The following is a 24,676-nucleotide window of genomic DNA, read 5'->3' on the forward strand; positions in this document are numbered from 1 at the left end:
TGTGCTCGTCTAATGTGACTAAGCTAGGCCAAGGGCCTCGTTGTCTACACGGTTTTAAACAGTCAGGAGAGTTTATGCGCTTAGCCATGGGGGCTTTGCTGTTGTTGAGTACCAGTTGTCTTGCCGAGGAAGGCCCCTTGCGTTTCGCCATTACCGATGGCTGGGCGATGCCCCTGGTGCAGATCGAACGAGGCCGCCCGATCCAGGGCATCATTCCCGACATCATGACCAGCCTGGCCACCCAGATAGGAAAGCCGGCGCAATTTCACGTTCTCTCCCGCGCCCGGCTCGACGGCGCCATGAAACACGGCGAGATCGACTTGCGTTGCTATGTCAGCCCTGACTGGGTGAAGGACAATAGTGATTATCTGTGGAGCATCCCGTTGTTCTTCCAACGTGACCTGCTCGTCGCCACGACCAGCACACCCGCGACGGTAACGCCAACAACGCTATCGCCCCAACCCATCGGCACAGTGCTCGGCTATAGCTACCCGACCTTGCAACCCTTGTTCGACGCCGGTCAACTGCACCGCGACGATGCCCGCAGCCAGGAACAAGTGCTGGCGAAACTGCTGGCCGGGCGTTATCGCTATGGGATCAGTAGCCAATGGGCGCTGGACTGGTTCAATCAACGCCATACCGTTGATCGCCAACTCCATGAGGTGGCTGTCCTGCAGGAACAGCTGTTGAGCTGTTATGTACGCAACGATCCGAACATTCCCGCACAGCGCATTCTGAGGACATTGCTGAACATGAAGACGTCCGGGGAAATCGACGCGATCATCCAGCTCTACACCGGCCGCAGTGAAGCATCGCGCGCCGAGAGCGAGGCATCCTCGCCCTGATCGCCTGGCCGCTGCTGCCATTGCGAAGGCGGGACGAACCCCTGTACCCAACCGGGCACCTGTTCGGGTGGCATGGGCCGGGCGATGAAATAACCTTGTGCCACCTCGCAGCCCAGGTTCAGCAGCAACTGACCATGCTCCAGGCTGTCCAGCCCTTCGGCGACCACCTCGCGGCCAAATGCCCGAGCCAGGCCGATCACCGCCTCGGTCAGCGCCAGGTCGTCGCGGTCATCGAGAATGTCGCGCACGAAGGTCTTGTCGATCTTGATGGTTTGCGTGCGCAGGTGCTTGAGGTCGTTGAGCGAGCAGTGGCCGGTGCCGAAACCGCCCAGGGAAAACCCCACGCCCAGCGCCTGGCATGCCTGGAGGCAGGCGCTGACATGGGCCAGGTTCTCCACGGCGACGGACTCGACAATCTGCAGATCCAACAGCCGTGGCGGCACCGCCGAATGCCGCTCCAACACCTGTCGCAGCCGCTCGACAAAATCCGCCCGCTGGAAATGCCGCGCCGAGATATTGATGCTCACCGGCCAGCCCTGCCCCGCTTGCTGCCACTGTTGCAACTGGGTCAAGACCTGTTCCATGACCCACTCGCCGATCTCGACGATCAGGTCAGTCTCCTCCACCAGGGGCAAGAACTCCCGAGGCGGCACCAGGCCACGTTGCGGATGCTTCCAGCGCAGCAGCGCCTCCAGGCCAACCACGGTGCCATGACGCATATTGACCTTGGGCTGGAAATGCAGCCGCAGTTCGTTATCGGCCAGTGCCTGGCGGACTCGCTCGACCGTCTGGTAAGTGGCCCGTACCTCCTTGTCCCGGGACACATCGAACAAGTGGAAACGATTGCGACCGCTTTGCTTGACCACGTACATCGCCTGGTCGGCGTGACGCAACAAGGTCTCGGCGTCTTCGTTGTCCCACGGGAACAACGTGACGCCAATACTGGCGAAGACCTTGATGTCCTTGCCGTCAATGGCATACGGCATCGAGACGGCGATCAACACCCGGTTCAAAGCGGCATGCAGCTCTTCCATCCCACGCACATGGCGCAGCACCAGCACGAACTCGTCCCCGCCCAGCCGCGCCACCACGTCCTCGCCACGCACAATGCTGCGCAGGCGCCTGGCGACCTCCACCAACAGTCGATCACCGCTGGCGTGACCATAGCCGTCATTGACCGCCTTGAAGCCATCAAGATCGAGCATGCACACCGCCAGGGGCAGGTTTTCCGCTCGGGAAAACTCCAGGGCCTGGTCCAGCAGATCCGATAGGTAAGTACGATTGGGCAGACCGGTCAGCACATCGTGGCCGACCCGCCATTGCAACGAATGCAGCAGGCGACGCTTTTCGCTGACGTCGAAGCGAATCGCCAGATAACGCTCGATTTGGCCTGTCTGGTCGTCGACCACCGGCACCAGGGTGGTGTCGACCCAGTGCAGCGTACCGTCCTTGGCCCGGTTGCAGATTTCCCCTTTCCAGACCTGGCCCAGGGCAATGGTGCGCCACATGGCGCTGAAGAACTCGCCAGGGTGCTGGCCGGAATTGAGCAGGCGATGGTTCGCGCCCAGCAGCTCATCGCGCCGGTAACCGAAAAGACTGCAAAATTGATCGTTGACGTAGGTGATGCGCCCGCTCAGATCGGTCTCGGAAAAAATCGCGGCGGCGTCAACAGCCCTGCGGTACTTCTTATCCATCGAAGCAGTCATCCATGAGTCAGGCTCATTTGTCGCGCGCGGTTGCACCGCCTTCAGGACAGGCGAAAATCAACTAGGCTCAAACACTCTGAGAGAAGCTGGAGCGCGGGCCCTGGCGATGCCAAAGGAGAGCTTCAGCCCTTGCCTTGTATCGTGGCAAGAACACAAGGCCCGGCCCCTGCACACACCTCGGCTTCGAAAAGCAGGTCACCAAATACCCGTGCCAAAGGCCGATTCTACGAAACACATCACATTTTGCAAAGCAAGGTGATGGATCACGCGGTTGCCTAATGCGAAAATCTATCGTTAAGTTCTTGATTCTAAATGGGAATTAAGCGATGCAAATTTCAAGTTTGGGTCCGGCCATCAGACGCTACCGCAAAGTAGCGGGGCTTACTCAGGCTGAACTTGGCGAAAAAACCGGTTTTGATCCTAAAACCATCAGCCGCTTCGAAACCGGCACCTACACCCCCAGCGTCGAAGCCTTGTTCCTGCTTGCCAACGTGCTGGATGTGCAGCTGAAGGCCTTTTTTGCCGACATGGCCGATGAGGACGAACAGCGGGCGTACCTGTTCGGTGTCATACACAAAGCCACCCCGAAGGACCTGGGAAAGCTGATCGCAGCGGTCGACCAGGCCTTGTCCAAGCCTTGACGCAGTGAAAGAGAAGCCTGGCCTGTCGATGCGAGACCGGCTGGGCTTCTCTTTGCCCGCTTGCCCAATTTCGAGGGTGATGCAAGACATAATGCCACGTTGACATCGCTTGCCGCGAACCCGGACTATCAACGCGCTGATTCCTGCGTCCCTATGACGCCCACCGACTCGTCGACACAACAAAATCCCAGGGGACTCCGTGCATAAACTTTCGATCATTCTTGTCTCGATACTCGCCACAGGCTGCACCGCCAAATACGCGCAACAAGACGTGTTCCCCAACCCAGGGAAACTTGATCGGCAGTTGCCCGTCACCATCGCCATACCGGTCGACGGCCGCTACGAAACGACGCCCTACCCTGCCTCCGGTGATATGACAGCTGCCGCGGTCAAGACGGCCTTCTCTTATTACACCAACCGAGTGACGGTAGTGGGCGCGTGCCGTGAATTGAGCTGCCTGAGACAGAACAGCCCTTCGGGCTACTACGTCATCCCGGAAATCCTGCATTGGGAAGAACGCGCCACGGAATGGTCGGGCCTCCCCGACAAGATTGAAGTGAAGCTCGCTATTTATGGCCCGACTGGCGTGCAGCCGCTGGGGTCTGCGATCTTGTCCGGTAAAAGCAAATGGGCGACTTTCGGCGGGGATCATCCACAGGATCTTTTGCAAGAGCCGATAGCCGAGTATGTGAAGGCTCAGTACTGACCGCAGGGTCCGGTCCTGTCGATGCACAGGACCGGCCTGCTTGTGGACGTTGACGCTCGGTTGCCCTGTCCGGCCAAAGTCTGGGCAGCAGAAAGCACCGATCGGTATCGATCGGCAAAACAACAAGAAATTTGGAATTTGGCAAACCTTGCGAATGAAGGCTTGGGCGTTATGGAGGCAACCCCACCAGCCACACCCCGGCACACAATGTTCCCGCTGTGGCTGCTTCCTTCCGGATCTGACCAGGTTCACGGGTAATCGTTGCGGGGGGACCGATGGGGTCACCATAACGACGCCCGCCTGACGGCGAGCCGCGCCATTGTACCTATCTGGCAAGAAGTTACAACCGTTCGCGGCGGATTAAAAAACTGAAGATGTTCAAGTACTTGCTATGGGAACAAAGCGTGACCGCGATGAGGTCGGCACATCCGGCATGATCGCAAGCTGACCTGTCGCTATCGCGAGCAAGCTCGCTCCCACAAGGGGATCTGCGCTTCGTGTGGGGGCGAGCTTGCTCGCGAAGGCGTCGGTACATTCAACAGGGTTGCAAGCTGCCTCCACAGAAAACTACAACAACACCTCATCCGCCCGCCCCCCCTCTTCCTGGATCACCAGATGGATGAAGTGCAGTTTGGTGATCACCGCCGCTGGTACGACGAATGGGTAGAAATCCGGCTGGCCCATGCTGCGAGACAGTTCGTTGAGCATGCCGGCCAGTTCGATCCAGGCGTTGACGAACGAGAGGAAAGCCGCGCCGCCAGCATGTTCGGCATCGTACAAGGTCTCGGGCGGGAACGGCTGGTAGTCGAAATCCATCTCCCGGGCACTCATGCCGAAGCCCAGGGCCGTGTCCACCGCATCCATCATGTGCAGGTAATGGGCCCAGGTTTCCGCCCAGTCCTCCCAAGGGTGCATGGTGGCGTAGGCGCTGACGTAACGGCTTTGCCAATCCAGCGGCGCGCCTTGCTGGTAGTGGCGTTCCAGGGCTTCGGCGTAGCTGGCGCGCTCATCGCCGAACAACTCGCGAAACGCCTCGAGCCAGTGGCTGTTGGCAATCAGCCGATCCCAGTAGTAATGCCCCACCTCATGGCGAAAATGCCCGAGCAAGGTGCGATACGGCTCACGCATCTGCTGACGCACGTACTCACGGTGGGCATCGTCCGCCTCTTTGATGTCGAGGGTGATCAACCCGCTGGCATGGCCGGTCATCGGCGATTTGCCGTCGGGGTCGACGCCGATGAAGTCGAAGGCCAGGCCGATGTTTTCGTCGACGGTTTTCGGGATGACCGGCAAGCCAAAGGTAATCAGTTGCGCGACCAGCCGACGCTTGGCGGTCTCGACCTTGCGCCAGCGCTCAGGGTTTTCCGGAATCGACAGGTCGGGAATGGTGCGGTTCAAGCTGCAGGCGATGCACAGGGTATCGCGCCCATTGTCCGGCAGCAGCCAATTACAGGCGGCCGGGGTGTCGAGGTTGGCGCAACGGCGGAACAGCCCGGCTTGCGGGTCGGCATCCAGTGTCCAGGTGCCGGGTTGCTCACCGGGCTGCAAGGACGACAGGCGACTCTGCTCGGGTTGATACCCCAGGGCCGCCAGGCAGGCCAGGCATTGGCTGTTGCGAAAAAACAGGGACTGGCCGCAACGACACGACCACACCTTGCTGTTGCGCGACCGGTCGCCCATGAACGGTGCGGCGATGCGTGAACTCAATTGTTCGAAGAAGCGGTACATGGCGATCTCTCCCTGGAGCCTGCAAGACTAGATCATGCTCCGTGTCGGATCGTTCCCCCGCACTGCGTCACAACACCTGGTAAATCGTGGCGAGGGAGCTTGCTCCTCGCCACAGAGGGAGGCCTCACGATTGAACCGTGATGCCATGCTGACTCAAAAAAGCCACGAACGCCGCTTCGTCGAGCACCTTGAGTCCCAGCTCATTGGCCTTGGTCAGCTTCGAACCCGCCCCCGGCCCGGCCACCACGCAATGGGTTTTCGCCGACACGGAACCGGCGACCTTGGCTCCCAGGCTCTCCAGCTTGTCCTTGGCGACGTCACGACTCAACAGCTCCAGTGAACCGGTCAGCACCCAGGTGTGCCCGGCCTCGGGCAAGCCTTCGACGACTTTCTTCTCGCTTTGCCAGTGCATGCCGAAGTCGCGCAACTGCTGTTCCGCCGCTTCGGCCTGCTGACGGTTGGCGGCGATGGCGAAAAACTCGCGTACAGAGTTGGCCTGCTTTTCCGGCAGCGCCTGGCGCATGTCCAGCCAATCGGCGTTCATCACCCCTTCGAGCGAACCGAACTTGTCCGCCAGTTTCTGCGCCCCGCCCGGTCCCACCGAAGGAATGTGCAACTTGTCGAGAAAGCCACCCAGGGTGGTGCTGGCGGAGAACTCGGCGCCCAGCTCGCCTTGGTCCTGGATCTCGAGGCCATGACGCAGCAGGTCCTTGATCACCTGGCGGTTGTGCGGGTCTTCAAAGAAGCTGTGGATCTCGTGGGCGACTTCCAGACCGACGTCCGGCAAGTACGTGAGCACTTGAGGCAAGGCCGCCTGCACGCGCTCCAGCGAACCGAGGGAGCGGGCCAGGACCTTGGCCGTCTCCTCACCCACGTCCGGAATACCGAGGGCGTAGATAAACCGCGCCAGGCTTGGTTTTTTGCTGTCGACGATGGCGGCCAGCAGGTTCTTGCTCGACAGTTCGGCAAAGCCCTCCAGATCGACCACCTGTTCGAAGGTCAAGGCATACAGATCGGCAGGCGAACCCACCAGCCCCTCATCCACCAGTTGCTCGACGCTCTTCTCGCCCAGGCCCTCGATGTCCATGGCCCGACGCGAAACGAAGTGAATGATCGCCTGCTTGAGTTGGGCGCCACAGGCCAGGCGACCGACGCAGCGGTACACCGCGCCTTCGCTGACGGTTTCACGGCCCTTGCTGCGCTTGATCAATTGCGTGCGCTCGACGTGGGAGCCGCAGACGGGACATTGCTGGGGCACCTCCACCGGGCGGGCGTTTTCCGGACGGCGCTCGGTGACGACCTGCACCACCTGCGGGATCACATCCCCGGCACGGCGGATGATCACGGTGTCGCCGATCATCACGCCCAGGCGCGCCACTTCGTCCATGTTGTGCAGGGTGGCGTTGGCCACGGTCACGCCGGCGACTTTCACCGGTTTGAGGCGGGCCACCGGAGTCACCGCCCCCGTGCGGCCGACCTGGAACTCGACGTCCAGCAACTCGGTGAGCTCTTCAGTGGCGGGAAACTTGTGGGCGATGGCCCAACGTGGTTCCCGGGCGCGGAAACCGAGCTCGCGCTGGGAAGCGATGCTGTTGACCTTGAACACCACACCGTCGATCTCGTAGGGCAACGCGTTGCGCCGCTCACCGATGTCACGGTAGTAATCCAGGCATTCATCGATACCGTGGGCCAGCTTCAATTCACGGCTGATGGGCATGCCCCAGGCCTTGAGTTGCTTGAGGTTGCCGATGTGGGTGTCGGCGATGTCCGACGTCACCTGGCCGATGCCGTAGCAACAGAACTCCAGGGGACGGTTGGCTGTGATCCTGGAGTCGAGCTGACGCAGGCTTCCGGCCGCCGCGTTGCGCGGGTTGGCAAACGTCTTGCCGCCCGCCTCCAACTGCGTGGCGTTGAGACGCTCGAAGCCGGCCTTGGACATGTACACCTCGCCGCGCACTTCCAGCAGCGGTGGCCAGCCAGTGCCCTGCAACTTGAGGGGAATGTTGCGCACGGTGCGCACATTGACGCTGATGTCCTCGCCCGTGGTGCCGTCACCGCGCGTGGCGCCGCGCACCAGCATGCCGTCCTGATACAACAGGCTGACCGCCAGGCCATCGAGCTTCGGCTCGCAGCTGTACTCCACCGCCGCGCCACCGCCTAGCAAGTCGCCCATGGGCAGGTCGAGACCTTCCGTCACCCGCCGGTCGAATTCACGCATTGTGGTTTCGTCGAAGGCGTTGCCCAGGCTGAGCATCGGGATCTCGTGGCGCACCTGGCTGAACGCCGACAGCGCCACGCTGCCGACCCGTTGGGTCGGGGAGTCGCTGGTGACCAGTTCCGGATGCTGCTCTTCCAGGGCCTTGAGCTCGTGAAACAGACGGTCGTACTCGGCATCGGGGATGCTTGGCTCATCGAGGACGTGGTAGCGGTAGTTGTGCTGATCCAGCTCGGTACGCAGCTGTTGGATGCGGGTTTCAACGGCGTTCATGGGTGTTCTCTCATAAAGCAAAAGAGCAGCCTAGGCTGCTCGATTTTCTTGATACATGGGGGTGCTTCGCACCCCAGCGGGAGCAAGCTCCCTCGCCACATAAAGCTCTCTGGGCAGGAGAGCCATCATCGCTCAGCGCTTCTGGGTCAGCGCCCGGCGCTCGAATTCGACGATGCGCTGGCGGTAGTGCTCGATGGTCTGGGCGGTCAGCACACTGCGCTGGTCATCCTTCAGTTCACCATTGAGTTCCTGGGACAGCTTGCGCGCCGCGGCCACCATCACGTCGAAGGCCTGCTTGGGATGACGCGGGCCCGGCAGGCCGAGGAAGAAGCTCACCGCCGGCGTACTGAAATGATCAATGTCGTCGAGGTCGAACACACCGGGCTTGACCGCATTGGCCATGGAGAACAGCACCTCGCCGTTACCGGCCATGCTTTCGTGGCGGTGGAAAATGTCCATCTCGCCGAAACGCAGGCCGCTTTCGAGGATGTTCTGCAGCAACGCCGGGCCCTTGAAGCCGGCCGGGTCGCGGCAGATCACGCTGATCACCAGCACTTCTTCAGCCTGGGCCTGGTCCTTGTCGGTGCTCGGGGTCTTGGTCTCGTCCGGGAAGTCGCCGTCGCGACTACTGAAGCTCGGCCCACCATCCAGGTCGAGGTTCAGGTTCAAATCCCCCTGGGACGGCTCGCTGTTGCGCTTGCCGCGCTTGGAACCCGACTCCCGTGGCTCGCGGACAAGCGCGCTCATCGACGGCAAGTCGTGTTCGTCCAGTTGCGGTTCCTTGTGGGTGTCCAGCACCCGCGGCGGGCCCAGCAGTTCGGCGCTGTCATCCTCATCGGGCAGGTTCGACAGGCTGCGATCCAGGCGAAACTTCAGTTTCCCCTTGCCGCCGCGCATGCGACGCCAGCCGTCGAAAAGAATACCGGCAATGACAATGATGCCGATGACGATCAGCCACTCGCGCAGACCGATTTCCATGTAATCCCGTGCCTCTATAAAAATGCTGAAAAATAAGGGGCTTAGCTATTTGCAAACCGCTTTAAAACGTGGCGCCAACTCTATGTTCTGAATGGCGTTTTGCCCACGCATACGAAAAATTGACATTAAACTAGCACGACCAAAGATAACTTTACACCGTCTGTCGCATAGGCTTGTGCCCAATCTGTGAATTGAACATCAGCCCCCAGGGTAAAAAATACCTATAGCGCTCGAAGAAGAAGCCCTACAACCGGTTGTTCAGGCATCCACCATGGCCATGGCCTCCTCCACATCCACCGCCACCAGTCGCGAACAGCCCGGTTCATGCATGGTCACCCCCATCAACTGATCGGCCATTTCCATGGCGATCTTGTTGTGGGTGATGTAGATGAACTGCACCGTTTCAGACATCTCCTTCACCAGCCGTGCGTAACGGCCTACGTTGGCGTCGTCCAGCGGCGCGTCGACCTCGTCGAGCATGCAGAACGGCGCCGGGTTCAATTTGAAGATGGCAAAGACCAGGGCCAGCGCGGTCAGCGCCTTTTCGCCACCGGAGAGCAAATGGATGGTGCTGTTCTTCTTGCCAGGAGGACGCGCCATGATTGTCACCCCTGTATCGAGTAAATCTTCGCCCGTCAGTTCCAAGTAGGCACTGCCACCACCGAAAACTTTTGGAAAAAGGGCCTGCAAACCGCCGTTGATCTGATCAAAGGTATCCTTGAAGCGGTTGCGGGTTTCCTTGTCGATCTTGCGAATGACGTTTTCCAGGGTCTCCAACGCTTCCACCAGATCATCGTTCTGGGCGTCCAGGTAGCGCTTGCGCTCGGACTGCTGCTGGTACTCGTCGATGGCCGCCAGGTTGATTGCCCCCAGGCGCTGGATACGCTGGGCAATGCGCTCCAGCTCTTCCTCGGCCTCTTTCTCGTTCGCCCCGGCCACCAGGGTGGCGAGCACACCGTCGAGGTCGTAGCCATCTTCCAGCAATTGGTCCTGCAAGGCTTTGCGCCGCACCGTCAGGGCTTGCCACTCCATGCGCTGCTGTTCCATCTGGCCGCGAATCAGTTGCGATTGCTGTTCGGCCTGGCTGCGGCGCTTCTCGGCGTCGCGCAGTTCGCGGTCGGCGTCCTCCAAGGCGATTTGCGCCGTCTTGAGCTCTTCGTCGACGCTCATGCGCTTGTCGAGCAACTCTTCGAGCTTGAGGCGCAGCTCTTCCAAAGGTGCCTCGCCCTCCTCCAGATTGAGGCTCAACTGCTCGCGCTTCTCGGTCAGGCGTTCGGACTGCATTTCCAGACGTTCCAAGGCCTGGCGCGTGGAATCGTATTGAGCCTTGAGCGAGCCCAGGCGCACCGCCAACTGATGGGCGTGGTCCTTGTGCTGGCGTGCTTCCTGGCGCACCCGATCCAGGCGCTCACGCAAGCTGTCACGCTGGGCCAGCAGCAGCTCACGTTGCTCGGTGTCCAGTGCCATGGCATCGAGGGCCTCTTGCAGTTGCAAGCGCGCCTCGCCGATCTGTTCGTGCTCCAGCGCCCGCTGCTCGCCCAGTTCGGCGATTTCTTCTTCCAGGCGGGTGCGACGCAGCGCAAGTTGCTCGACCTTGGCCTTGCCGGCCGACAACTGCGCCTTGAGCTCGCCTTGCTGGCGCGCCTCATCCTGCAGCAGTCGCCGTAGGTGTTCGCGGCCGTTTTCCTGTTGACGCTGTTGCGCCCGCAGGTTTTGCAATTCGCTTTCCAGGGCTTCGACGCTGGCTTCGCGCTCTTCCCGTTCGGCGCCCAGGCGCTGGATTTCCTGGCCACGGGCGAGCATGCCGCTCTCGGCTTCGCTGGCCCGGCGCACCCGCAGGAAATGCCGGCCGACCCAATACCCGTCACGACTGATCAGGCTTTCGCCGGCCGCCAATTGCCCGCGCAGGGCCAAGGCCTGTTCAAGGCTGTCCACCGGCTTGACCTGCCCCAGCCAGGGCGACAGGTCAACCTGGGCCTCGACTTTATCCAGCAAGCTGCCGGGCACGCGTACACCGTCGCCGGCCGGACTGAGCAGGCGCAGATCGCCCTGGGTGAAGCCCGACAGGTCGAAGCCGCCGAAGTCATCCACCAGCACCGCTTGCAGGTCGGCACCCAGCACGGTTTCCACCGCCAGTTCCCAACCGGCATCGACCTTCAGACCCTCGGCCAGCCGCGGACGCTCGGCCAGATGCTGGTCGCGCAGCCATTCGGCGGTGCCGGTGCCCGGGTCCAGCGCCGCTTGCTGCAAGGCCTCCAGCGAAGCCAGGCGCCCATTGAGTCGCTGCAACTCACCCTGGCCCTGCTGCTGGTTCTGCAAGGCCAATTGCAAGGCCTGGCGCAGTTGCTCAAGGCGTTCGACCTGGGCATCTTCGCTGGCCTGCAAGTCTTCGAGGGTGGCTTCGCTGGTCGCCAGTTGTTCGCTCAGTTCCAGGATCGCTGCGTCTTCCGGGTCCGCCGCGAGCAAGGCGCGCTCTTCGGACAGCCGACGCTGACGTTCGGCCAGGCGCTCCATACTGGTTTCCAACTGCTGGATGCGCGACTGCTGGACTTCAGCCTGACGCCGCGGCTCGGCCGAGGCCAGGTTGAAACTGTCCCACTGCTCTTGCCAGCCATGCATGGTCAGTTCGGCTTCTTCCAGGGCCGCGGCGGCCTCTTCGGCGGCGGCACTGGTGATTTCCTGCTCCGGCGTGAGCCTGTCCAGCTCTTCGCCGAGGGTCAGCAGCAGTGTGCGGTCGTGGCCCAGGTGGGATTCGGTTTCCAGGCGCGCACGCTCGGCCTCCTTCAAATCATCCTGCAACTGCCGAAGCCGTTGCTGCCCATGCTGGATGCTCTGCTCGACCCGGGCGATGTCGCCCCCCACGGAATAGAAGCGCCCTTGCACCAGGTTGAAGCGCTCGGACAGGTCATGATGGCCGTCGCGCAGGCGCTCGATGGCGGCGTCCGCATTACGCTGCTCGGCTACCAGGGCTTCGAAGCTGACTTCCTGGTTACCGATGATCGCTTCACGCTGGCCGACCTGCTCGTTCAACGCCTGCCAGCGCAGGGCCGAAAGCTGGGCCTTGAGCTGGCGCTCCTCGCCCTTGTATTCCTGGTACTTCTTCGCGGCCTCGGCCTGGCGGTGCAGACGTTCGAGCTGACGTTCGAGCTCTTCGCGCAGGTCGGTCAGGCGCGCCAGGTTTTCGTGGGTGCGACGAATGCGGTTTTCGGTCTCGCGCCGTCGCTCCTTGTATTTGGAAATCCCCGCAGCCTCTTCGATGAAGTTGCGCAGGTCCTCGGGCTTGGCTTCGATCAGCTTGGAGATCATGCCCTGTTCGATGATCGAGTAGCTGCGCGGGCCCAGGCCAGTGCCGAGGAAAATATCGGTGATGTCGCGACGCCGGCACTTGGCGCCGTTGAGGAAATAACTGTTCTGGCTGTCGCGGGTCACTTTGCGACGAATGGAAATTTCCGCATAAGCCGCATATTCGCCAACAAGGGTGCCGTCAGAGTTGTCGAACACCAGCTCGATGCTCGCCTGGCTAACCGGTTTGCGACTGGTGGAACCGTTGAAGATGACGTCGGTCATCGACTCGCCGCGCAGGTTCTTGGCCGAGCTCTCGCCCATCACCCAGCGCACGGCGTCGATGATGTTCGACTTGCCGCAACCGTTGGGTCCGACCACCGCCGCCATGTTACTGGGGAAGTTCACCGTGGTCGGGTCGACGAAGGACTTGAACCCCGCCAACTTGATGCACTTGAGCCGCACGTCAGGCCGCCGTCAGGGCAGAAACCACCAGATCGCAACTGCGCTGGGCGTAGGCCGTGAGCACGATGCGGATCTGCGGCAGATCACGGGCCAGCACGGCGGCGAGGAGGCGCTGGAACAGGTCGAGGAATTCGCTCATTTCCGCCTTGCGCTGTTCCAGGGCCAGGAAATAGGCACGACTCATGGCCGGTTGCAGGTTCTCGACGGTTTCCTGCAGGTACGGGTTGTTGGCGAAAGGATAGGCCGCGCGCATCACACTAAAGCTTTCATCGACGAAAGTGCGGATATCCTGGCGCGCGTAAGCATCCTTGAGACGCTGCTGGATCGCCACGAACGGCGCCATGTCGGCCTGTTCTTTCCAGCCATGGGCCACGGCGTTGCCCAACAGGATGTACAGCTCGCTCATCAGCGCGCAGAGGCTGCGCACCTTGTGCTCGGTGAGTTCGGTGACGTGGGCGCCACGGCGCGGCAGGATCGCGATCAAATGGCGTCGTTCCAGGATCAGCAAGGCCTCGCGGACCGAGCCGCGGCTGACATTGAGCGCCAGCGTGACCTTCTGTTCCTGGATGCGCTCTCCCGGCTTCATTTCGCCGCGAATGATGCGTTCGGCGAGATGGTGGGCGATTTGCTCGGCGAGGCTGTCCGGGGCCTTGAACGTCATGGTTGTCCTTCAAACTCTTCGATTTGCACAAGCGGCGCAGTGTAGCGCACTCGATACGTCATGGCGCAGGGCCTGCAGCGGGTTTTTGGCACGATATAAGCAAAAAAGTTTGAGCTTTTCATCCTGAACCAAACCTGTGGGAGCGAGCTTGCTCGCGATGGCGGTGCACCAGCCGATGAACGCATCGACAGACCCGGCACTATCGCGAGCAAGCTCGCTCCCACAATAGGTCCATACTGACCAAACACGGCAGTTGATCGACTAGACGAATTTTCCTGACCTTTAAGTCAGAAAATCATTGACCGAAAAGTCAGACCTGATAAATTCAGGCCCATGTCGATACAACAATAATGAGTCTGCGAGGCCTTCCGTGATCCAGTTTTTACTCAACCAGGAACTCCGTAGCGAGCACGCCCTGGACCCGAACCTGACCGTGCTCAACTATTTACGCGAACACGTTGGCAAACCAGGCACCAAAGAAGGCTGCGCCAGCGGCGACTGTGGTGCGTGCACTGTGGTGGTGGGCGAATTGGAAACGGACGCGAATGGCCGCGAACGCATTCGCTACCGCAGCCTCAATTCGTGCCTGACCTTCGTCTCGTCCCTGCACGGCAAACAACTGATCAGCGTCGAAGACCTCAAGCACCAGGGCCAACTGCACAGCGTCCAGCAGGCGATGGTCGATTGCCACGGTTCGCAGTGCGGCTTCTGCACACCGGGCTTCGTCATGTCGCTGTTCGCCCTGCAAAAAAACAGCGAGCAGCCCGACGCCCACAAAGCCCACGAAGCCCTGGCCGGCAACCTGTGCCGTTGCACCGGCTATCGGCCGATCCTGGCAGCCGCCGAGCAGGCCTGTTGCGGCAAGCAACCGGACCATTTCGACGCCCGCGAGGCCGAGACCATCGCTCGCCTTAAAGCCATCGCACCGACCGAGACCGGCGAGCTCAACAGCGGCAACAAACGCTGCCTGGTGCCGCTGACCGTGGCCGACCTGGCTGATCTCTACGACGCCTATCCCCAGGCGCGCCTGCTGGCCGGCGGCACGGACCTGGCCCTGGAAGTCACGCAATTTCACCGCACCCTGCCGGTGATGATCTACGTGGGCAACGTCGCCGAACTCAAGCGCATCGAGCGTTTCGACGATCGCCTGGAGATCGGCGCCGCCACCGCCCTCTCCGATTGCTACGAAGCCCTGAAAGCCGAATACCCGGACTTTGGCGAACTGCTGCAACGCTTCGCCTCGCTGCAGATCCGCAACCAGGGCACCCTCGGCGGCAACATCGGCAACGCCTCGCCGATTGGCGACTCGCCGCCCTTGCTGATCGCCCTCGGTGCGCAAATCGTGCTGTGCAAGGGCCAGACCCGGCGCACCCTGGCCCTGGAAGACTATTTCATCGACTACCGGGTCACCGCGCGCCAGGAAAGCGAATTCATCGAGAAGATCATCGTGCCCCGGGCCAGTGCCGAACAGGCGTTCCGCGCCTACAAGGTGTCCAAACGCCTGGACGATGATATTTCCGCGGTGTGCGCAGCGTTCAACCTGCGCATCGACAACGGCGTGGTCAGCGACGCCCGCGTCGCCTTCGGCGGCATGGCCGCCACACCCAAGCGCGCCAAGCATTGTGAAGCGGCATTGATCGGTGCGCCGTGGACCGACAGCACCGTCGAGCGTGCCTGCGCCGCCCTGGCCGAGGACTTCACGCCACTGTCGGACTTCCGCGCCAGCAAGGAATACCGCCTGCTCAGCGCCCGCAACCTGTTGCGCAAATACTTCATCGAACTGCAAACGCCGCACATCGAGACTCGGGTGACCGCTTATGTCTAACCATCACGCCGTAGAAAAGACCCAGGCCGAATTGGCCGAGCTGTTCGCCCGTGACCTGACCTCTGGCGTGGGCCGTAGCGTCAAGCATGACAGCGCCGCCAAGCATGTGTCCGGCGAAGCGCAGTACATCGATGACCGCCTGGAATTCCCGAACCAGTTGCACGTCTATGCCCGGCTATCGGACCGCGCCCACGCCCGGATCATCCGCATCGATACCACGCCCTGCTACGCCTTCGAAGGCGTACGCATCGCCATTACCCATGCCGACATTCCAGGGCTGAAGGACATCGGCCCGCTGCTGCCCGGCGACCCGCTGCTGGCCATCGACGACGTGCAGTTCGTCGGCCAACCGGTGCTGGCCGTCGCCGCCAGAGACCTGGAAACCGCCCGCAAGGCGGCGATGGCGGCCATCGTCGAATACGAAGACCTGGAACCGGTACTGGATGTGGTCGAAGCCCTGCGCAAGCGGCATTTCGTGCTCGACAGCCACACCCACCAACGTGGCGATTCGGCCACGGCGCTGGCGAGCGCCGAACATCGCATCCAGGGCTCGCTGCACATCGGCGGCCAGGAGCATTTTTACCTGGAAACCCAGATTTCCTCGGTGATGCCCACCGAGGACGGCGGCATGATCGTCTACTGTTCGACCCAGAACCCCACCGAAGTGCAGAAGCTGGTGGCCGAAGTGCTGGGCGTGTCGATGAATAAAGTCGTGGTGGACATGCGCCGCATGGGCGGTGGCTTTGGCGGCAAGGAAACCCAGGCCGCCAGCCCCGCTTGCCTGTGCGCGGTCATCGCCCACCTCACCGGGCAACCGACCAAGATGCGCCTGCCCCGGGTCGAAGACATGCTGATGACCGGCAAGCGCCATCCTTTCTACATCGAATACGACGTAGGCTTCGACAGCCGCGGACGCTTGCACGGCATCGCCCTGGAACTGGCCGGCAACTGCGGTTGCTCGCCGGACCTGTCGGCCTCCATCGTCGACCGGGCGATGTTCCATGCCGATAACGCCTACTACCTGGGCGATGCCACCATCAACGGCCACCGCTGCAAGACCAACACCGCGTCGAACACCGCCTATCGTGGTTTCGGCGGGCCCCAAGGCATGGTCGCCATCGAAGAGGTGATGGATGCCATCGCCCGGCACCTGGGTCTGGATCCGCTGGCGGTGCGCAAGGCCAACTATTACGGCAAGACCGAACGCAACGTCACCCACTACTACCAGACTGTCGAGCACAACATGCTCGAGGAAATGACCGCAGAGCTTGAAGAAAGCAGCCAATACGCCGAGCGCCGTGAAGCGATCCGCCGCTACAACGCCAACAGCCCGATCCTGAAAAAAGGCCTGGCGCTGACCCCGGTGAAATTCGGCATTTCGTTCACCGCCAGCTTCCTCAACCAGGCCGGCGCGCTGATCCACGTCTATACCGACGGCAGCATCCACCTCAACCATGGCGGCACCGAAATGGGCCAAGGCCTGAACACCAAGGTCGCCCAAGTGGTGGCCGAGGTGTTCCAGGTGGAAATGGACCGCGTGCAGATCACCGCGACCAACACCGACAAAGTGCCGAACACCTCGCCTACCGCCGCCTCCAGCGGCGCTGACCTGAACGGCAAGGCCGCGCAGAACGCCGCCGAAACCATCAAGCGACGCCTGGTGGAATTCGCGGCGCGGCAATACAAGGTCAGCGAAGAAGACGTGGCATTCCACAACGGCCATGTGCGCGTACGTGATCACATCCTCAGCTTCGAGGCGCTGGTGCAGCAGGCGTATTTCGCCCAGGTCTCGCTTTCGAGCACCGGTTTCTACAAGACCCCGAAAATCTACTACGACCGCAGCCAGGCCCGTGGCCGCCCCTTCTACTACTACGCCTTTGGCGCGGCCTGTGCCGAGGTGATCGTCGACACCCTCACCGGCGAGTACAAGATGCTGCGCACCGACATCCTCCACGACGTCGGCGCCTCGCTGAACCCGGCCATCGACATCGGCCAGGTCGAGGGTGGTTTCATCCAGGGCATGGGCTGGCTCACCATGGAAGAGCTGGTGTGGAACGACAAGGGCAAGCTGATGACCAACGGCCCGGCCAGCTACAAGATCCCCGCCGTAGCCGACATGCCCCTGGACCTGCGGGTCAAGCTGGTGGAAAACCGCAAGAACCCTGAAGACACGGTGTTTCACTCCAAGGCCGTGGGCGAACCGCCGTTCATGCTCGGCATCGCCGCGTGGTGCGCCATCAAGGACGCCGTGGCGAGCCTGGGGGATTACCGGCATCAGCCGAACATCGACGCCCCGGCCACGCCGGAGCGGGTGTTGTGGGGGTGTGAGCAGATGCGGCAGTTGAAGGCCGTGAAGGTTGGAAAAGCTGAAATCGAGTTGGCTTCGCTCTGAGACCGAGGCACGGCCTTCGCGAGCAAGCCCGCTCCCACAGGGGACCGCGATCCAAATGTGGGAGCGGGCTTGCTCGCGAAGGCGGCCGAACAGACAAAAGAGATGTCGAGGTGAATATGTACAACTGGATCAGCGCCCTCGCCGACCTGCAAACCCGCGGCGAACCCTGTGTGCTGGTGACGATCATCGAAGAACTCGGCTCCACCCCGCGCAACGCCGGTTCGAAGATGGTCATCAGCGCCAGCCAGACGTTCGACACCATCGGTGGCGGGCACCTGGAATACAAGGCCATGGAAATCGCCCGGAACATGCTCGCCAGTGGCCAGCAGAATACCCATCTGGAGCGCTTCAGCCTCGGTGCGAGCCTGGGCCAGTGCTGCGGCGGCGTCACCGTGTTGCTGTTCGAACCCATGGGCCAGGTCCAGGCGCAGATCGCCGTATTCGGCGCCGGCCATGTCGGCCGCGCCCTGGTGCCACTGCTGGCGAGCCTGCCCTGCAAGGTGCGCTGGATCGATTCGCGGGAAGCGGAATTCCCCGAACACTTGCCCCACGGCGTGCACAAGATCGTCACCGAAGAGCCACTGGATGAAGTCGACGCATTGCCCCCCGGCAGCTACTGCATCGTCATGACCCACAACCATCAGCTCGACCTGGAACTGAGCGCCGCGATCCTCAAGCGCAACGACTTTGCCTACTTCGGCCTGATCGGCTCGAAGACCAAACGGGTCAAGTTCGAACATCGCCTGCGCGATCGTGGTTTCGACAGCACCACCTTGCAACGCATGCGTTGCCCGATGGGCATCGGCGAAGTCAAAGGCAAGTTGCCTGTGGAAATCGCCATCTCCATCGCCGGCGAAATCATCGCCACCTATAACGCCGATTTCGGCCAGCACACCGTGCGCGCCGAACCGATTGCCAAGCTGCTGCCGGCCTCGCGCCGCAGCCAGGCGAACCGTTGAACATTCGTTGAGAATTCCCATGCCCCTGACACGCAAAGCCTACCGCGCCGCCCTGCTCCACAGCCTCGCCGACCCGGCCGAAGTGGGTATCGAAGCGTCCTATGAATATTTCGAAGACGGTTTGCTGGTGGTGGAGAACGGCCAGATCAGCGCCATCGGCCACGCCCATGACCTGCTGCCGACCCTGGCGGCGGATATCGAAATCGCCCATTACCCGGACGCGCTGATTACGCCAGGTTTGATCGACACCCACATCCACCTGCCGCAAACCGGCATGGTCGGCGCCTATGGCGAGCAACTGTTGGACTGGCTCAACACCTACACCTTCCCCTGCGAAAGCCAGTTCGCCGACAAGGCCCACGCCGACGCGGTGGCGGATATTTTCGTCAAGGAATTGCTGCGCAACGGCACTACCACCGCCCTGGTGTTCGGCAGCGTGCATCCGCAGTCGGTGAATGCGTTTTTCGAAGTGGCCCAGAAGCTCGACCTGCGGATGATCGCCGGCAAGGTGATGATGGACCGCAACGCCCCGGACTACCTGACCGACACCGCCGAATCCAGCTATACCGAGAGCAAGGCGCTGATCGAGCGCTGGCACGGCAAGGGCCGGCTGCACTACGCCGTGACCCCACGCTTCGCGCCCACCAGCACCCCGGAACAACTGGCCCTGGCCGGTCAGTTGCTGGGGGAATACCCCGACTTGTACTTGCAAACCCACATCAGTGAGAACCTGCAGGAGGTGCAGTGGGTCAAGGAACTGTTCCCGGAGCGCAAGGGTTACCTGGACGTCTACGATCACTACCAGTTGCTCGGCGAGCGCTCGGTGTTCGCCCACGGCGTGCACCTGTGCGACGACGAATGCGCGCGCCTGGCCGAGACCGGTTCGGCCATCGCCTTCTGCCCGACCTCGAACTTTTTCCTGGGCAGCGGCCTGTTCAACCTGCCGATGGCCGAGAAGCATAAGGTGAACGTAGGGTTGGGCACGGACGTCGGTGGCGGCACCAGTTTTTCTCTGCTGCACACCCTGAACGAGGCCTACAAGGTGATGCAACTGCAGGGCGCGCGGCTGAGCCCGTTCAAGTCGCTGTACCTGGCCACCCTCGGCGGCGCCCGGGCCCTGCGCCTGGAAGACAGGATCGGCACGTTGCAGCCGGGGACGGACGCGGACTTCCTGGTTTTGGACTACAACGCCACACCGCTGCTGAGCTATCGCCTCAAGCAGGCCAAGGACATTGCCGAGCGGTTGTTCGTGTTGATGACGCTGGGGGATGACCGGACGGTGGCGCAGACTTATGCGGCCGGTAAATTGGTGCATCAGCGCTAGATTTTTTTCGTCTGTCATACCGCTTTCGCGAGCAAGCCCGCTCCCACATTTGTTCGGCGTATAACTTAATAACGCGGTCGAATGTGGGAGCGGGCTTGCTCGCGAAGGGCGCGACTCAGTGTCACTGATTCAATCAGAGCTTGGCGGTCGAGCGCCCCGGTTTCTTGCTCTGCAACAAATGCGAGAACACCGCGTGCAAATCATCCGACGCGCTTTCTTCGTCAAGGTTGAGTTTGCTGTCGATGTGGTCCATGTGATGCATCATCAGGTCCACCGCCAACGTCGCATCGCGCGCCTCGATGGCGTCGATCAACTGGGTGTGTTCGTCGTAGGAACAGTGGGAGCGGTTGCCGCTTTCGTACTGGGCGATGATCAGCGACGTCTGGGACACGAGGCTGCGCTGGAAACTGATCAGCGGGGCGTTCTTCGCCGCTTCGGCCAGCTTGAGGTGGAACTCGCCCGACAAACGGATGCCGGCGCCGCGGTCGCCACGGGAAAAACTGTCGCGCTCATCGCTGACCATCTGCCGCAGCTCAGCCAGTTGTTCGGACGTGGCATGCTGCACCGCCAGCTCGGTGATCGCCCGCTCCACCAGGCGCCGAGCCATGAACACCTGGCGGGCCTCTTCGACACTGGGGCTCGCCACCACGGCACCGCGATTGGGCCGCAGCAACACCACGCCTTCGTGGGCCAGGCGTGACAACGCCCGGCGGATGATCGTGCGGCTGACCCCGAAAATTTCCCCCAGCGCCTCTTCGCTCAACTTGGTACCGGGTGCCAGGCGTTGTTCGAGGATCGCCTCGAAGATATGCGCATAGACAATATCGTCCTGGGTTCCGCTGCGGCCGGCTTTACCAGCTCGCGGTTGTTTCTTGAGGGGCTGCAACTGTTCGTTCATGGGCACTCGAGTCGGGAGAACTGCGGCGAATTGACCGTGACTGTAATACGGCACAGCGGGTCGCTGGCAAGTATCGCGTAAAAAACAGCTCGATTGTACACAACCTCTGATGGCAACACGACTGTACGGCTGTTTGCGGGCATGGCTGTATTGCAATCGCTCACAGGGTTGAGTTTAGGCTTAAACCCACCATTCTGTGACATCTGTGGGAGCAAGGCTTGCCCGCGATAGAGCTGACGCGTTATGCCTTGGAACCGAGGCGTTCTCATCGCGGGCGAGCCTCGCTCCCACAGACGCATAACCTATAACAAGGAACATCGCCCACCATGACCGAAGTCACGACCACGCCACTTCGTCCATTAGCCGATACCACGCCCTCGGCCATCGTCGCCGGGTTCATCGCCATGATGACCGGCTACACCAGCTCCCTGGTGCTGATGTTCCAAGCCGGGCAAGCGGCCGGGTTGACCAGCGGGCAGATTTCCTCGTGGATCTGGGCGATTTCCATTGGCATGGCCGTGTGCTCCATTGGGCTGTCGCTGCGCTATCGCACGCCGATCACCATCGCCTGGTCAACACCCGGCGCGGCGCTGCTGATCACCAGCCTGGGCGGTGTGAGTTACGGCGAGGCCATAGGTGCCTACATAACCTGCGCAGTCCTGGTGACGATCTGCGGCCTGACCGGCAGTTTCGAGCGCCTGGTCAAGCGCATCCCGGCCTCCCTGGCGGCGGCGTTGCTGGCGGGCATCCTGTTCAAGATCGGCAGTGAGATCTTCGTCGCCACCCAGCATCGCACCGGCCTGGTGCTGGGGATGTTTTTCACCTACCTGATCGTCAAGCGCCTGTCCCCTCGCTATGCAGTATTGGCAGCGCTGCTGATCGGCACGGCGCTGTCCGGGCTGCTGGGGCTGCTGGACTTCAGCGGCTTCACCCTGGAAGTCGCGACACCGGTGTGGACCACACCGCACTTTTCCCTGGCGGCCACCATCAGCATCGGCATTCCTTTGTTCGTGGTGGCGATGACCTCGCAGAACATGCCCGGCATCGCCGTGCTACGGGCCGACGGCTACAACGTGCCGGCCTCGCCACTGATCACCAGCACCGGCATTGCCTCGCTGCTGCTGGCGCCGTTCGGCTCCCATGGCATCAACCTGGCAGCCATCAGCGCGGCCATCTGCACCGGCCCCCACGCTCACGAAGATCGCAACAAGCGCTACACGGCGGCGCTCTGGTGCGGGACTTTCTACGGGATTGCCGGGGTGTTCGGCGCGACGCTGGCCGCGTTGTTCGCGGCACTGCCCAAGGAACTGGTGCTGTCCATCGCGGCCTTGGCACTGTTCGGCTCGATCATCAATGGCTTGAGCATCGCCATGAGCGAAGTGAAGGAACGAGAAGCGGCGCTGATCACCTTCATGGTCACGGCGTCGGGGATGACGCTGTTCTCCATCGGTTCGGCGTTCTGGGGGATTGTGGCGGGGGTGTTGACCCTGGTGATTCTGAATTGGCGTAGCGCTTGAAAGCATCGCGAGCAAGCTCGCTCCCACAAAGGGAGCATGAACGCCAGGCCTCCTGTGGGAGCGAGCTTGCTCGCGAAGGCGTCCTGAAGGTCTCTCAATACCCAACAGGCAGGCACAAAAAAACCGGCACCCATAAGGGCTGCCGGTTTCGGAACATCAAGCGACCGGATTGATCGGCTTTTCCGGGTACCAGACGTCCATCAGCGGGCTGACTTCCACGCTGGTCAGCTCAGGACGGGCCTTGAGCCAGGCTTCAACGGCAGCGCGCTGCTCTTCGGTGACCGAGCCACGCTTCTGCAGGCAAACCAGACCGTAGTCGTCGCCGCCGACGTAGCCCAGGCCGTTGGCTTCCATGGCTTCTTTCAGGAAAGCGTCGAGGAAAGCGTCAATAGCCTCATCGGCCAGATCTTCTTTGAAATCCAGGTTCAGTTCGAAACCCAGCTCTTGAAATTCATCCACGCACAGTTTTTTGCGCAGACGCTGGGAACGGTTAGTCGCCATTGGAACAATCCTCATAAGTAATAACGGCCGGCACTTTACCAGTTTGATGCGTCGATTGCCCGACTGATCGGGCGTATCGGCCTACCGTCGGTAAAAAATAGCAGCCGAAGGGCTCAGGCACGGCCCAAGCCGTTGCGGCTTGGGGCATAATGCCGACACTTTCATGACCGTTGAGGACGTTCATTTTCATGTCCTCGTTTTTTCCCCCTCGCCCGTAGGGTTCTATTTCAAATGATCAAATCTTTGCGCCCACTGCTTCTGGCCAGCCTTCTTCTTCCCCTGGCCCTCCCTGTCACCGCCCACGCCGCCACGATCAACACTGCCCTGTCGCCGAACGTGCAAAAGGCCCTCAAGGCCAGCAAACTGCAGAACGACGCCCTGTCCCTGGTAATGGTGCCGCTCAACGGCCCCGGCACCCCGACGCTGTACAACGCCGACGTTTCGGTCAACCCCGCTTCCACCATGAAACTGGTGACCACCTACGCGGCCCTGGAAATGCTCGGCCCCAATCATCAGTGGAAAACCGAGTTCTACACCGACGGCACCCTCAGCGGCGGGATTCTCAACGGCAACCTGTACCTCAAGGGCGGCGGCGATCCCAAGCTGAACATGGAAAAACTCTGGCTGCTGATGCGCGACCTGCGGGCCAACGGCGTGCAGCAGATCACCGGCGACCTGGTACTGGACCGCAGTTTCTTCATCCAGCCGCAACTGCCCGAGTTCAACGACGACGGCAACGACGAAAACAAGCCGTTCCTGGTCAAGCCCGACTCGCTGCTGGTCAACCTCAAGGCCCTGCGCTTTGTCGCCCGCAATGACGGCGGCCGGGTGCTGGTGTCGGTGGAACCGCCGATTGCCAGCATTCGCATCGAAAACCAGGTCAAGGCGGTCAATTCCAAGCAATGCGCCGGCGGCGTGCGCTACAACCCGGTACCACAGGCAGACGGCAGCGTGACGGTGACCGTCGGCGGCCAGCTCGGTGACGGTTGCAGCTCCCAGACCTACCTGTCGCTGCTGGACCATGCCACCTACACCGCTGGCGCGGTACGGGCGATCTGGAAGGAGCTGGGCGGCAGCATCCAGGGCAAGGACCGCCTGGCCGCGACCCCGAGCAACGCCAAGGTGCTGGCCCGGGCGTTCTCCCCGGACCTGGCGGAGATCATCCGCGACATCAACAAATACAGTAACAACACCATGGCCCAGCAACTGTTCCTGAGCCTTGGCGCGCAGTTCCGTAACGAAGCCGATGGTGATGATGCCAAGGCGGCGCAACGGGTGGTACGCCAGTGGCTGGCCAAGAAAGGCATCACCGCGCCGCACCTGGTGATGGAGAACGGCTCCGGCCTGTCCCGCGCCGAACGGGTCAGCGCCCGGGAAATGGCGGCGATGCTGCAAGCTGCCTGGCGCAGCCCGTATTCGGCGGAGTTCATCAGTTCGATGCCGATTGCCGGCACCGACGGCACCATGCGCAAACGTCTGAAAACCACCGCCATGGCCGGCGAGGCCCACGTCAAGACCGGAACCCTGAACACCGTCCGCGCCATCGCCGGCTACAGCCGCGACATCAATGGCAACACCTGGGCGGTGGTAGCGATCCTCAACGATCCGAAGCCATGGGGCGCTTCGTCCGTGCTGGACCAAGTGCTGCTGGACCTGTACCGCCAGCCGAAACTGCCGCAGACGGCCTCGGTGCTCTGACCCAGCGCAAAACCCAATGTGGGAACGAGCTTGCTCGCGATTCGGTCGGCCAGTCGATAGGG

Annotated in this window: 17 protein-coding genes and 1 other RNA gene; 9 read left to right on the forward strand and 9 right to left on the reverse strand. The window is 61.7% G+C overall.

All coding sequences use genetic code 11. From position 1 onward, the window contains the following. Positions 1–74: 74 nt before the first annotated feature. Positions 75–845 (forward strand): substrate-binding periplasmic protein, encoded by a 771-nt coding sequence (locus BT125_RS14310; protein ID WP_072407877.1) that lies wholly within the window; start codon positions 75–77, stop codon positions 843–845. Here the strand turns inward: BT125_RS14310 and BT125_RS14315 are convergent. Then, positions 791–2,539, reverse strand: coding sequence for a putative bifunctional diguanylate cyclase/phosphodiesterase (locus BT125_RS14315; protein WP_072407879.1), 1,749 nt, complete (start codon positions 2,537–2,539; stop codon positions 791–793). The genes BT125_RS14310 and BT125_RS14315 overlap by 55 nt on opposite strands. 338 nt (positions 2,540–2,877) lie before the next feature. Here BT125_RS14315 and BT125_RS14320 point away from each other — a divergent pair, with 338 nt between their 5' ends. Both BT125_RS14320 and BT125_RS14325 read left to right on the forward strand, forming a co-directional pair. Beyond that, the gene (locus BT125_RS14320) at positions 2,878–3,192 is read left to right on the forward strand and encodes a helix-turn-helix domain-containing protein (RefSeq protein ID WP_053120652.1); all 315 of its coding nucleotides are present in this window, start codon (positions 2,878–2,880) and stop codon (positions 3,190–3,192) included. Positions 3,193–3,391: 199 nt separating this feature from the next. After that, a complete protein-coding gene (locus BT125_RS14325) occupies positions 3,392–3,898 on the forward strand; it encodes a DUF4823 domain-containing protein (protein ID WP_072407881.1) in 507 nt (168 codons plus the stop codon). Positions 3,899–4,079: 181 nt separating this feature from the next. Here BT125_RS14325 and ffs read toward each other — a convergent pair. From ffs to BT125_RS14355, 6 genes are all read right to left on the reverse strand, one after another. Next, positions 4,080–4,176: signal recognition particle sRNA small type (gene ffs, locus BT125_RS14330), an RNA gene on the reverse strand. A 289-nt stretch (positions 4,177–4,465) separates the two neighbouring features. Next, on the reverse strand, positions 4,466–5,626 hold the full coding sequence (locus BT125_RS14335) for a zinc-binding metallopeptidase family protein (RefSeq protein ID WP_072407883.1): 1,161 nt from the start codon (positions 5,624–5,626) through the stop codon (positions 4,466–4,468). Positions 5,627–5,750: 124 nt separating this feature from the next. Then, positions 5,751–8,114 (reverse strand): NAD-dependent DNA ligase LigA, encoded by a 2,364-nt coding sequence (gene ligA / locus BT125_RS14340; RefSeq protein ID WP_072407885.1) that lies wholly within the window; start codon positions 8,112–8,114, stop codon positions 5,751–5,753. 132 nt (positions 8,115–8,246) lie between these two features. Continuing rightward, positions 8,247–9,092, reverse strand: a complete 846-nt coding sequence (gene zipA, locus BT125_RS14345) for a cell division protein ZipA (protein WP_072407888.1) — start codon at positions 9,090–9,092, stop codon at positions 8,247–8,249. A gap of 258 nt (positions 9,093–9,350) precedes the next feature. Continuing rightward, positions 9,351–12,839, reverse strand: a complete 3,489-nt coding sequence (gene smc, locus BT125_RS14350) for a chromosome segregation protein SMC (protein WP_072407890.1) — start codon at positions 12,837–12,839, stop codon at positions 9,351–9,353. A 1-nt stretch (position 12,840) separates the two neighbouring features. Continuing rightward, positions 12,841–13,500 carry a GntR family transcriptional regulator gene (locus BT125_RS14355; RefSeq protein ID WP_072407892.1) on the reverse strand — a complete coding sequence of 220 codons (660 nt, stop codon included), beginning with the start codon at positions 13,498–13,500 and terminating at the stop codon, positions 12,841–12,843. 370 nt (positions 13,501–13,870) lie between these two features. On the opposite strand from BT125_RS14355, the gene xdhA reads away from it, so the two are divergent. The 4 genes from xdhA (at position 13,871) to guaD (ending at position 20,000) form a co-directional block, all read left to right on the forward strand. Beyond that, positions 13,871–15,325, forward strand: coding sequence for a xanthine dehydrogenase small subunit (gene xdhA / locus BT125_RS14360; protein ID WP_072407894.1), 1,455 nt, complete (start codon positions 13,871–13,873; stop codon positions 15,323–15,325). Beyond that, the gene (gene xdhB, locus BT125_RS14365; protein WP_072407896.1) at positions 15,318–17,717 is read left to right on the forward strand and encodes a xanthine dehydrogenase molybdopterin binding subunit; all 2,400 of its coding nucleotides are present in this window, start codon (positions 15,318–15,320) and stop codon (positions 17,715–17,717) included. The genes xdhA and xdhB overlap by 8 nt, the downstream gene beginning before the upstream one ends. A gap of 116 nt (positions 17,718–17,833) precedes the next feature. Beyond that, a complete protein-coding gene (gene xdhC / locus BT125_RS14370) occupies positions 17,834–18,676 on the forward strand; it encodes a xanthine dehydrogenase accessory protein XdhC (RefSeq protein WP_072407898.1) in 843 nt (280 codons plus the stop codon). A gap of 19 nt (positions 18,677–18,695) precedes the next feature. Continuing rightward, on the forward strand, positions 18,696–20,000 hold the full coding sequence (gene guaD, locus BT125_RS14375) for a guanine deaminase (RefSeq protein ID WP_072407900.1): 1,305 nt from the start codon (positions 18,696–18,698) through the stop codon (positions 19,998–20,000). A 133-nt stretch (positions 20,001–20,133) separates the two neighbouring features. Here the strand turns inward: guaD and BT125_RS14380 are convergent, their stop codons facing one another. After that, positions 20,134–20,898 carry a GntR family transcriptional regulator gene (locus tag BT125_RS14380; protein ID WP_072407902.1) on the reverse strand — a complete coding sequence of 255 codons (765 nt, stop codon included), beginning with the start codon at positions 20,896–20,898 and terminating at the stop codon, positions 20,134–20,136. 326 nt (positions 20,899–21,224) lie between these two features. Between BT125_RS14380 and BT125_RS14385 the strand changes: the two genes are divergently transcribed. Next, positions 21,225–22,415, forward strand: coding sequence for a benzoate/H(+) symporter BenE family transporter (locus BT125_RS14385; protein ID WP_072407904.1), 1,191 nt, complete (start codon positions 21,225–21,227; stop codon positions 22,413–22,415). A gap of 156 nt (positions 22,416–22,571) precedes the next feature. Here the strand turns inward: BT125_RS14385 and BT125_RS14390 are convergent, their stop codons facing one another. Continuing rightward, positions 22,572–22,916: a YggL family protein gene (locus BT125_RS14390; protein ID WP_072407906.1), complete on the reverse strand. Its 345-nt coding sequence runs from the start codon at positions 22,914–22,916 to the stop codon at positions 22,572–22,574. A 231-nt stretch (positions 22,917–23,147) separates the two neighbouring features. Between BT125_RS14390 and dacB the strand changes: the two genes are divergently transcribed. After that, entirely contained in the window at positions 23,148–24,614 is a 1,467-nt protein-coding gene (gene dacB, locus BT125_RS14395; protein WP_072407908.1) for a D-alanyl-D-alanine carboxypeptidase/D-alanyl-D-alanine endopeptidase, read from the forward strand. The last annotated feature ends 62 nt before the right edge of the window (positions 24,615–24,676 follow it).

The organism is Pseudomonas sp. NFACC04-2 (assembly GCF_900119265.1).
In the GTDB taxonomy this organism is placed as follows: Bacteria; Pseudomonadota; Gammaproteobacteria; order Pseudomonadales; family Pseudomonadaceae; genus Aquipseudomonas; species Aquipseudomonas fluorescens_AA.